This is a genomic window from Roseateles sp., assembly GCF_044373315.1.
Classification (GTDB): Bacteria; Pseudomonadota; Gammaproteobacteria; order Burkholderiales; family Burkholderiaceae_C; genus JACDQM01.
Genome location: NZ_JBILQK010000121.1, coordinates 1 through 8,772, shown reverse-complemented (window position 1 = coordinate 8,772; position 8,772 = coordinate 1). Strand labels below are relative to the sequence as shown.

Below are 8,772 nucleotides of genomic sequence, written 5' to 3'. Positions count from 1 at the left end.
GGCTGGAGCTCGGCCATGGCCTGCAGCTGCAGCTCGGTATTGCCGACGCCGCCCGGAAACACCGTGCAGCCGATCGCATGCGCGCCGGTTTCCATCATCGAGCCGGCCGGCGTCAGGTGGTAGGAGAAGCTGTTGTGGATCAGCTCACCGGGAGCGAAGCCGGCGGCGTGCATCGCACGCGCCACGCGCCAGTAGTCCGGCGCACGCCCCTCGGGTTCGTAGATCGTGCCGGGCGACTGGAACACGCGCCGCGCCGCGCCCCAGCCGATGGCCGAGAAGCCGCCGAAGGGATTGATGGCGCGCTGCTGTTGTTGACGCTCTAGCAACTCGCTCTTGCGCGTCACGGGCAGGCGGGCCAGCACTTCGCGCGAAGTCACGCTGCCAGCATCAACGCCGGCCAGCAGTTCGGCAAAGGCCGGCGCATGCTGCTGCGCATGCGCGATCTGGCCCGGCAGCGCCTGCATCAGCGCGTGCTCGCGCTCGGCCGGATCCCGGGTCTCCAGGGCGTCGTAGAAAGCAGCGCTCATGTCATCAGTCTTCCGTCGTCCAGCGCGCCAGGCGCTTCTTGATCTCGTCCTGCAGCCGTCGCACGTCGGCGCTGCTCTTGCAGGTCCAGCTGTCCCATTCCGGCCGCTGCGCCGGGCGCTTGGCGAGCTTGGCGTTCAACTGCGCGCCATCGATAGCGAGCTCCAGCACGTCCTGCCCTTTCAGCGCAAAGCTGCTGCCGCCGTCACGTTCGGCCAGCTGGCGCAAGTCGCGCAGATCGCGTTTCAGCTTCAGCAGTGCTTCTCCCGGCTTGAAGGCGGGCAAGGCAAAGAAGTCGTTGGCATCACTCATCGCTGGGCATGGACATGAACGGAACGATCGGCCGAAGGGCTCAGGCCAACCAGCGCTTGCGGCGCTTGTAGCTCTTCACATCCTTGAAACTCTTGCGGTCGCCGCCTCCCATGCCGAGGTAGAACTCCTTGACGTCCTCGTTCTCGCGCAAGGACTTGGCCTCGCCGTCCATCACGACACGGCCGTTCTCCAGGATGTAGCCGTAGTCGGCGTAGCGCAGCGCCATATTGGTGTTCTGCTCGGCCAGCAGAAAGGTCGTGCCTTCCTTGGCGTTCAGGTCTTTGACGATCTCAAACACCTCTTCGACGATCTGCGGCGCCAGGCCCATCGAGGGCTCGTCCAGCAGCACCATCTTCGGATTGGCCATCAGTGCGCGGCCGATCGCGCACATCTGCTGCTCGCCGCCCGAGGTGTAGGCAGCCTGCGAAGTGCGGCGCGTCTTCAGGCGCGGAAAGTAGTTGTAGACCTTCTCCAGCGTCTCGGCCACCGCCGCCTTGCCGTCCTTGCGGGTGTAGGCGCCGGTCATGAGGTTGTCTTCGATGCTGAGGTGGGCGAAGCAGTGCCGGCCCTCCATCACCTGGATCACGCCGCGATTGACCATCTCCGAGGTGCTCAGCTGCTCGATGCGCTCGCCGCGCAGCTCGATCGAGCCCTTGGTGACCTCGCCCCGCTCACCCGCCAGCAGATTGCTGACCGCGCGCAGCGTGGTGGTCTTGCCGGCACCGTTGCCGCCAAGCAGCGCGACGATGCCGCCCTCCTTGACCTGCAGCGACACGCCCTTGAGCACCAGGATCACGTGGTTGTAGATGACCTCGATGCCGTTGACGTTCAGAAGGATGTTGTTGGCATTGCTCATAGTTACCTCTTGGCTCTTCAAAGCGCCGCACGCGGTGCTTTGAAGAAGGCTCCGCAAGGAGCCCCCTCGCCTCGGGCGAGGGTAGGGAGTGGTGTCACCCCCCTCCCTCTCGGAGGGAGGGGATGGGGAGGAAGCAGCTCAAACAGGACTCGGCACCGCCGGTCCCGAGACGCTGCGCGCCTCAGGACTGACAGTCAGCCGGCGTGCGACGGGTGAGCTTCTTCTCGGTGGCGTACTTCTCGGCTGAAGCCTTGACCATCGGCTTGATGATCTGCTCATCAGCCTGCAGCCAATCGGAAGCCCAGACGAACTTGCTGCCGTCCCAGGTGTGCACGCGGGCCCAGTTGGCACCCAGGTGGTCGGCACAGCTGGTGGAGACTGGACGCATCACGCCCTTGAAGCCCAGCGCATCGAGTTTGGCCTGGGTGAGGTTGAGATTCTCGTAACCCCAGCGCGCCTGCTCGCCGCTCATGACCTTGCCCTTGCCGAAACGTTCCTGCGCTGCGCGCACGCCCTCGACCGCCAGCATCGCGCCGACCACACCGCGCATGTAGAGCACGCTGCCGACATCGTCCTTCGGACCAGCGCCCTCGCCCTTCGCATAGATCTTGTCGAGGATCTCCTTGACGACTGCAGAGCCCGGCTCGGCACCGTGCTGCATCATCACCGCGCTATAGCCCTTGGCGGCCGCGCCGACGTCCTTCAGGTCCGGCTCGGCGCCCGACCACCAGGTGCCGAACATCTTCTCGCGCGGGTAGCCGGTGGCGATGGCCTCCTTGATGGCGGTCGGCGTCATCACGCCCCAGGTCTGCATCACGACAAAGTCCGGGCGCTGCTGGCGCACCTGCAGCCAGATCGCCTTCTGCTCGACGCCAGGCGCCGGCACCGGCAGCAGTTGCAGCTCGAAGCCGTGCATCTTGGAGCGCTCCTGCACGATGGGCAGCAGCTCCTTGCCGAAGGCGCTGTCGTGATAGACGACGGCGATCTTTTTGCCCTTGAGCTTGTCCCAGCCGCCTTCCTTCTTGGCGATGTGCTGCAGCACCACATCACCGGCCACCCAGTAGTGGCCGATCAGCGGGAAGTTCCAGCGGAAGATGCCGCCGTCAGCGGTGTCGCTGCGGCCATAGCCCGAAGTGATCAGCGGAATCTTGTCGCCCGGCACCTTGTCGGTCAGCGCGAAGGTAATGCCGGTGGAAAGGGGTTGGAACACGGTGGCGCCGCCATGCTTGCCCTTCAGGCGCTCATAGCACTCCACGCCGCGGTCGGTCGCGTACGCGGTTTCGCACTCTTCCACCAGCGTCTTGACGCCGTTGATGCCGCCGCGGGCATTCACCAGCTTCATGTAGTCGTTGTGGCCATTGGCCCAGGGCGTCGCGTTCGGCGCCACCGGACCGGTGCGGCCGGACAGCACCGGGAAGAACTGCACCTTGTCCTGTGCGGCTGCCGGCATTGCCACCAGCGAGGCCAGTCCGGCTGCGGCCATCGAGACGGCCATCGCGAGCTGCTTGAGTTTCATGCGTGTCTCCTGGGAAATGTGCACTCTGCGGTGCGGGGGTTGAATGGTGTTTCGACGTGAAAGACTTCAGTGCGGGAAGGGCCACAGGCGCAGCTTTTCCTTGCCGATGGACCACAGGCGCGCCAGGCCGTGTGGCTCAACGATCAGGAAGAACACGATCAGGCCGCCGAAGATCATCAGCTCAGTGTGGGCGATCAGCGCAGTGCCGATGCTGACGCCGATCAGATCGCCCAGCAGCGGCAGGGCCTGGTTCAGGAAAATCGGCAGCACCACGATGAAGGCCGCGCCGAAGAAGCTGCCCATGATGGAACCCAGGCCGCCGATGATGACCATGAACAGCAGCTGGAAGCTGCGGTCGATCGAGAAGGCCGCCGGCTCCCACGAGCCCAGGTGCACAAAGCCCCACAGCGCGCCGGCCACGCCGACGATGAAGCTGCTCACCGCGAAGGCGGTCAGTTTGGCGTAGACCGGGCGGATGCCGATCACCGAAGCCGCCACGTCCATATCGCGCATCGCCATCCACTCGCGGCCGATATGGCTGCGCACCAGATTCTTGGCCAGCCAGGCGAACACCACCACGAAGCCAAGGCAGAACAGGTACTTGGCCACCGGGCTGTCGATCGGATAGCCGGCCAGCTTCAGGTCGGCCACGCTGACCGTGCCCGAGGTGGAATAGTTGGTAAACCACTGCACACGCAGAAAGGCCCAGTCGACGAAGAACTGAGCCGCCAGCGTGGCCACCGCCAGATACAGGCCCTTGATTCGCAGCGAGGGAATGCCGAAGAAGATGCCCACCACCGTGGCACACACGCCGCCCAGCAGGATGGCCGCGATCACCGGCATGCCGTCGACCCGCACCAGGAAGTTGTAGGCCGCATAGGCGCCCACAGCCATGAAGGCGCCAGTGCCCAGCGAGATCTGGCCGCAGTAGCCCACCAGGATGTTCAGGCCCAGCGCCGCCAGCGCCAGGATCAGGAAGGGAATCAGGATGGCGCGGAAGGCGTATTCATCCGCCAGCAGCGGCACGCCGACCACCGCGAACAGCAGCAGCAGCGCGATGCCGATGCGGTCCTGCGCGATGGGGAAGATCTGCTGGTCCGCGGGGTAGGAGGTCTTGAATTGACCGTTTTCTCTATAAAGCATGGATTACTTTCCAGATGATCTTTTGACTCCGGCCGCTCGCTTTGCTCGCTTAACTTCGTTGCGCGAAGTGAGCCTGCATCGAAGGATCATTGCCCGCGTCATACGCGGTCAATGATCTTTTCCCCGAACAGGCCCTGCGGGCGCACCAGCAGCACGAACAGCACCAGCACATAGCCGAACCAGATCTCGATGCCGCCACCCAGCATCGGACCGATGTAGACCTCGGACAGCTTCTCGCCGACACCGATCACCAACCCGCCGATGATGGCGCCTGGCACCGAGGTCAGGCCGCCCAGGATCACCACCGGCAGCGCCTTCAGCGCCACCAGCGACAGCGAGAACTGCACGCCCAGCTTCGAGCCCCAGATCACGCCGGCCACCAGCGCCACGAAGCCGGCCACCGACCACACGATCACCCAGATGCGGCTGAGCGGAATGCCGATCGACTGCGCGGCTTGGTGGTCATCGGCCACCGCACGCAGCGCCCGCCCGGTAGCGGTGTACTGGAAGAAGGCCGACAGGCCAGCCACCAGCGCCGCCGCAATGCCGGCTGCATAGAGGTCTTCCTTGTTGACCAGGATGCCGCCCTGGAAGGTGCTCTCCAGCAGGAACATCGGGTCCTTGGGCAGGCCCACGTCGATCTTGTAGATCTCGCTGCCGAACAGGGTCTGGCCGAAGCCGTCGAGGAAATAGGTGATGCCCAACGTCGCCATCAGCAGCGTGATGCCCTCCTGGTTCACCAGCTTGCCCAACACCAGGCGCTCGATGGCCCAGGCAACGATCACCATCACCACCATCGCGGCGGCAAAGGCCAGCAGATTGGCCAGCAGCTTGCTGTCGAAGCCCAGCAGCGCCGGGAACCACTCGGAGAAGCGCGCCATCGCCAGCGCCGCGAACAGCACCATCGCGCCCTGCGCGAAGTTGAAGACGCCCGAGGCCTTGAAGATCAGCACGAAGCCCAGCGCCACCAGCGAATACAGCATGCCCGACATCAGGCCGCCGATCAGTGTTTCTATAAAGAATCCCATCGCGCCGCCCTCAGTGAGATGTGCCCAGATAGGCGTTGATCACATCGGGGTTGGCACGCACCTCGTCAGGCATGCCGTCACCGATCTTCTTGCCGTAGTCCAGCACCACGACGCGATCCGAGATGTCCATCACCACGCCCATGTCGTGCTCGATCAGCACGATGGTGGTGCCGAACTCGTCGTTGACGTCCAGGATGAAGCGGCACATGTCCTGCTTCTCCTCCACGTTCATGCCGGCCATCGGCTCGTCCAGCAGCAGCACCTGCGGCTCCATCGCCAGCGCACGGCCCAGGTCCACGCGCTTTTGCAGGCCGTAGGGCAGGCGCCCCACCGGCGTCTTGCGCCAGGCCTGGATTTCGAGGAAGTCGATGATGCGCTCGACAAAGGCGCGGTTCTCGCATTCCTCGCGCTCGGCCGCACCCCAGCGGATCGCCTGCTGGAAGATGTTGGTCTTCATCTTCAGGTTGCGGCCGGTCATGATGTTGTCGATCACGCTCATGCCCTTGAACAACGCCAGGTTCTGGAAGGTGCGCGCGACACCCATCTCGGCCACCTGACGCGAGTTCATATGGCTGAAGGTCTGGCCCCGGAAGGTGATCTTGCCTTCCTGCGGCGTGTAGACGCCGTTGATGCAGTTCAGCATCGAGCTCTTGCCCGCGCCGTTCGGCCCGATGATGGCGCGGATTTCATGCTCGCGCACGTTGAAGCTGATGTCGGTCAGCGCCTTCACGCCGCCGAATCGCAGGCTGATGTTCTGGACGTCCAGGATGACGTCGCCAATCTTTTTCTCGGCCATGCTTATGCTGCCTTTCGGGCAGGTGAGAAAGTCTTCACATCACCGATCTTCAGATCGGCCGACACCTTGCCGCTGCGGCCGTCCTCGAACTTCACCGCGGTCTCGATGAACTGCGAGGTCTTGCCGCCATACAGCGCATCGATCAGCACCGCATACTTCTCGGCGATGGCGCCGCGCCTGACCTTTCGGGTGCGCGTCAGCTCGCCGTCGTCGGCATCCAGCTCCTTGTGCAGCACCAGGAAGCGGGTGATCTGGCTGCCGGCCAGCAGCTCGTCCTGCGCCAGGTCAGCATTGACCTTCTCCACGCAGTCGCGGATCAGCTCGTAGACCTCGGGCTTCTGCGCCAGATCGGTGTAGCCGGCATAAGGCAGGTTGCGGCGCTCGGCCCAGTTGCCCACGGCCTCGAAGTCGATGTTGACGAAGGCGCAAACCTTCTCGCGCTTGTCGCCAAAGGCCACCGCTTCCTTGATGTGCGGGAAGAACTTGAGCTTGTTCTCCACATACTTGGGTGCGAACATTGCGCCGTCGTTGGGCCCGCCCATCAGGCGGCCGACATCCTTGGCGCGGTCGATGATCTTCAGGTGGCCGTGCGCGTCGATGAAGCCCGCATCGCCGGTGTGATACCAGCCTTCGGGCGTCAGCACCTCGTCGGTGGCGGCTTGGTTCTTGTAGTAGCCCTTCAGCAGCCCGGGCGACTTGACCAGGATCTCGCCACTCTCGGCCAGCTTGATCTCCACGCCATCGATCGGCACGCCCACCGTGTCGGCACGCGCCTCATGGTCGGGCTGCAGGCAGACGAACACCGCCGTCTCGGTCGAGCCGTAGAGCTGCTTCAGATTGATGCCGATCGAGCGATAGAAGGTGAACAGGTCAGGCCCGATCGCCTCGCCCGCCGTGTAGGCCACCCGCACGCGGGAGAGGCCCAGCGTGTTGCGCAGCGGGCCGTAGATCAGGAAGTTGCCGAGCGCGTACTTGAGCTTGTCCAGCGCGCCCACCGGCTTGCCATCCATCAGCGGCGGGCCGACGCGGCGGGCCAGCTGCATGCACTGATCGAACAGCCATCGCTTGATGGCGCTGGCGTCTTCCATGCGGATGGTCACGCTGGTCAGCAGGCCTTCGAACACGCGCGGCGGCGCGAAGTAATAGGTCGGGCCGATCTCCTTCAGATCGATGCTCACGGTGCTGACCGACTCGGGGCAGTTCACCACATAGCCGCAGACCAGCCACTGCGCATAGCTGAATATGTTCTGGCCGATCCAAGCCGGCGGCAGATAGGCCAGCACTTCCTCGTTGCTCGTCAGCTTGTCGAAGCGCGCACCGGCGGCAGCGCGGTCGATCAGCGTGGCATGGGTGTGCACCACGCCCTTCGGGTTTCCGGTCGTGCCCGAGGTGAAGAACATCGCCGCCACATCGTCAGGCTCGCCGGCGGCCAGCTGGGCGTCGAAGAAGTTCGGGTGCGCATTGGCATGCTGGCGGCCGCGGGCGCGCAGATCGTCCAGCGAGGCCAGGCCCGGCTCGTTGTAGTTGCGCAAGCCGCGCGAGTCATCGAACCAGATGTGGGCCAGCTGCGGGCACTGCTCGCGCAGCTCCAGCATCTTGTCGACCTGCTCCTGATCTTCCACCACCGCGAAAGCGATCTCAGCGTTGTTGATCGGAAAGACAAACTCGGCTGCCACCGCGTCCTGGTACAGCGGCACGGGAATGGCCCCCAGCGATTGCGCCGCCAGCATGCAGGCACTCAGGCGCGGCCGGTTCTCACCCACCACCACGATGTGCTGGCCGCGCTGCAGGCCGGCCGCAGCCAGACCATGCGCCAGCTCGCGCACCAGCACTGCCAGCTCCGCCCAGCTGAGCGTCTGCCAGATGCCGTATTCCTTTTCACGCAGCGCCGGCGCATCAGGGCGCTGCGCCGCATGCTCGATCAAGAGCCTGGGGAAAGTCTTGGCCACCGTTGTCTCCTGTCCCTCGCTGCGGGCTCGGCCTGACGGCCTCACCTACGCACGGGTCTGTGTGTTGTTGGAGCGGATACTAGGCCTCACTTTGACGCTATGTTGTCGTTGCAACGACATTCCTAGGGTCTGCACGGGGGCTGGATTTCCCTGACATGCAAAACCCGCAGACGTAAGCCCCGCGTCATGCTGGAGCCTCCAGACTCCAGCATGGACTCTTTGACGCCCGCCGCTGGGCCACGCACCCACCCACCGCTGCGCCAGCGCGCACGCCGCGCCACCCGCGAAGAGCTGGACGCGATTCCCTGGCTGCAGGTGCTGGACGCACCCCAGCGCCAGCGCGCCATCGATGAGCTGCAACTGGCCGATGCCGAAGTCGGCGAACGCCTGTGCCGCATCGGCAAGCCCGCCAGCTTCTGGTTTGGCGTGGTCGACGGCCTCTTGAAGATGAGCAACGACGACGCCTCGGGCCAGGCCATCACCTTCACCGGCGTGCCGCCCGGCGGCTGGTTCGGTGAAGGCACGCTGCTCAAGCGCGAGGTCTACCGCTACAACATCCAGGCCCTGCGCAAGAGCGTGGTGGCCGGCCTGCCGCTGGACACCTTCCACGAACTGCTGGAGCACAGCATCGGCTTCAACCGCTTCGT

General features: G+C 64.6%; 9 protein-coding genes. 1 reads left to right on the top strand and 8 read right to left on the bottom strand.

The annotated features are described in order from the left end of the window. The 8 genes from ACIQ67_RS18075 to ACIQ67_RS18040 form a co-directional block, all read right to left on the bottom strand. Positions 1-527 (bottom strand): phenylacetate--CoA ligase family protein (locus ACIQ67_RS18075; protein WP_397535767.1); only part of this gene is annotated, 527 nt, incomplete at its 3' end. Between the two features lie 4 nt (positions 528-531). Continuing rightward, the gene (locus ACIQ67_RS18070; RefSeq protein ID WP_397535766.1) at positions 532-837 is read right to left on the bottom strand and encodes a hypothetical protein; all 306 of its coding nucleotides are present in this window, start codon (positions 835-837) and stop codon (positions 532-534) included. Positions 838-877: 40 nt separating this feature from the next. After that, positions 878-1,693: an ABC transporter ATP-binding protein gene (locus ACIQ67_RS18065; protein ID WP_397535765.1), complete on the bottom strand. Its 816-nt coding sequence runs from the start codon at positions 1,691-1,693 to the stop codon at positions 878-880. A 181-nt stretch (positions 1,694-1,874) separates the two neighbouring features. Next, on the bottom strand, positions 1,875-3,209 hold the full coding sequence (locus tag ACIQ67_RS18060) for an ABC transporter substrate-binding protein (RefSeq protein WP_397535764.1): 1,335 nt from the start codon (positions 3,207-3,209) through the stop codon (positions 1,875-1,877). A gap of 66 nt (positions 3,210-3,275) precedes the next feature. Further along, positions 3,276-4,352: a branched-chain amino acid ABC transporter permease gene (locus ACIQ67_RS18055; protein ID WP_397535763.1), complete on the bottom strand. Its 1,077-nt coding sequence runs from the start codon at positions 4,350-4,352 to the stop codon at positions 3,276-3,278. 98 nt (positions 4,353-4,450) lie between these two features. Further along, a complete protein-coding gene (locus ACIQ67_RS18050; protein WP_397535762.1) occupies positions 4,451-5,380 on the bottom strand; it encodes a branched-chain amino acid ABC transporter permease in 930 nt (309 codons plus the stop codon). Positions 5,381-5,390: 10 nt separating this feature from the next. After that, entirely contained in the window at positions 5,391-6,176 is a 786-nt protein-coding gene (locus ACIQ67_RS18045) for an ABC transporter ATP-binding protein (RefSeq protein ID WP_397535761.1), read from the bottom strand. Between the two features lie 2 nt (positions 6,177-6,178). Then, complete coding sequence (locus tag ACIQ67_RS18040; protein WP_397535760.1) at positions 6,179-8,125, bottom strand: AMP-dependent synthetase/ligase; 1,947 nt, start codon at positions 8,123-8,125, stop codon at positions 6,179-6,181. Positions 8,126-8,335: 210 nt separating this feature from the next. Here ACIQ67_RS18040 and ACIQ67_RS18035 point away from each other — a divergent pair. Continuing rightward, the coding region (locus tag ACIQ67_RS18035) for a Crp/Fnr family transcriptional regulator (protein WP_397535759.1) at positions 8,336-8,772 on the top strand (437 nt) is incomplete at its 3' end.

Excerpts from the sequence above, each read along its gene's own strand:
- ACIQ67_RS18070 (WP_397535766.1), bottom strand. The coding sequence starts at position 837 with ATGAGTGATGCCAACGACTTCTTTGCCTTGCCCGCCTTCAAGCCGGGA.
- ACIQ67_RS18065 (WP_397535765.1), bottom strand. The coding sequence starts at position 1,693 with ATGAGCAATGCCAACAACATCCTTCTGAACGTCAACGGCATCGAGGTC.
- ACIQ67_RS18060 (WP_397535764.1), bottom strand. The coding sequence starts at position 3,209 with ATGAAACTCAAGCAGCTCGCGATGGCCGTCTCGATGGCCGCAGCCGGA.
- ACIQ67_RS18055 (WP_397535763.1), bottom strand. The coding sequence starts at position 4,352 with ATGCTTTATAGAGAAAACGGTCAATTCAAGACCTCCTACCCCGCGGAC.
- ACIQ67_RS18050 (WP_397535762.1), bottom strand. The coding sequence starts at position 5,380 with ATGGGATTCTTTATAGAAACACTGATCGGCGGCCTGATGTCGGGCATG.
- ACIQ67_RS18045 (WP_397535761.1), bottom strand. The coding sequence starts at position 6,176 with ATGGCCGAGAAAAAGATTGGCGACGTCATCCTGGACGTCCAGAACATC.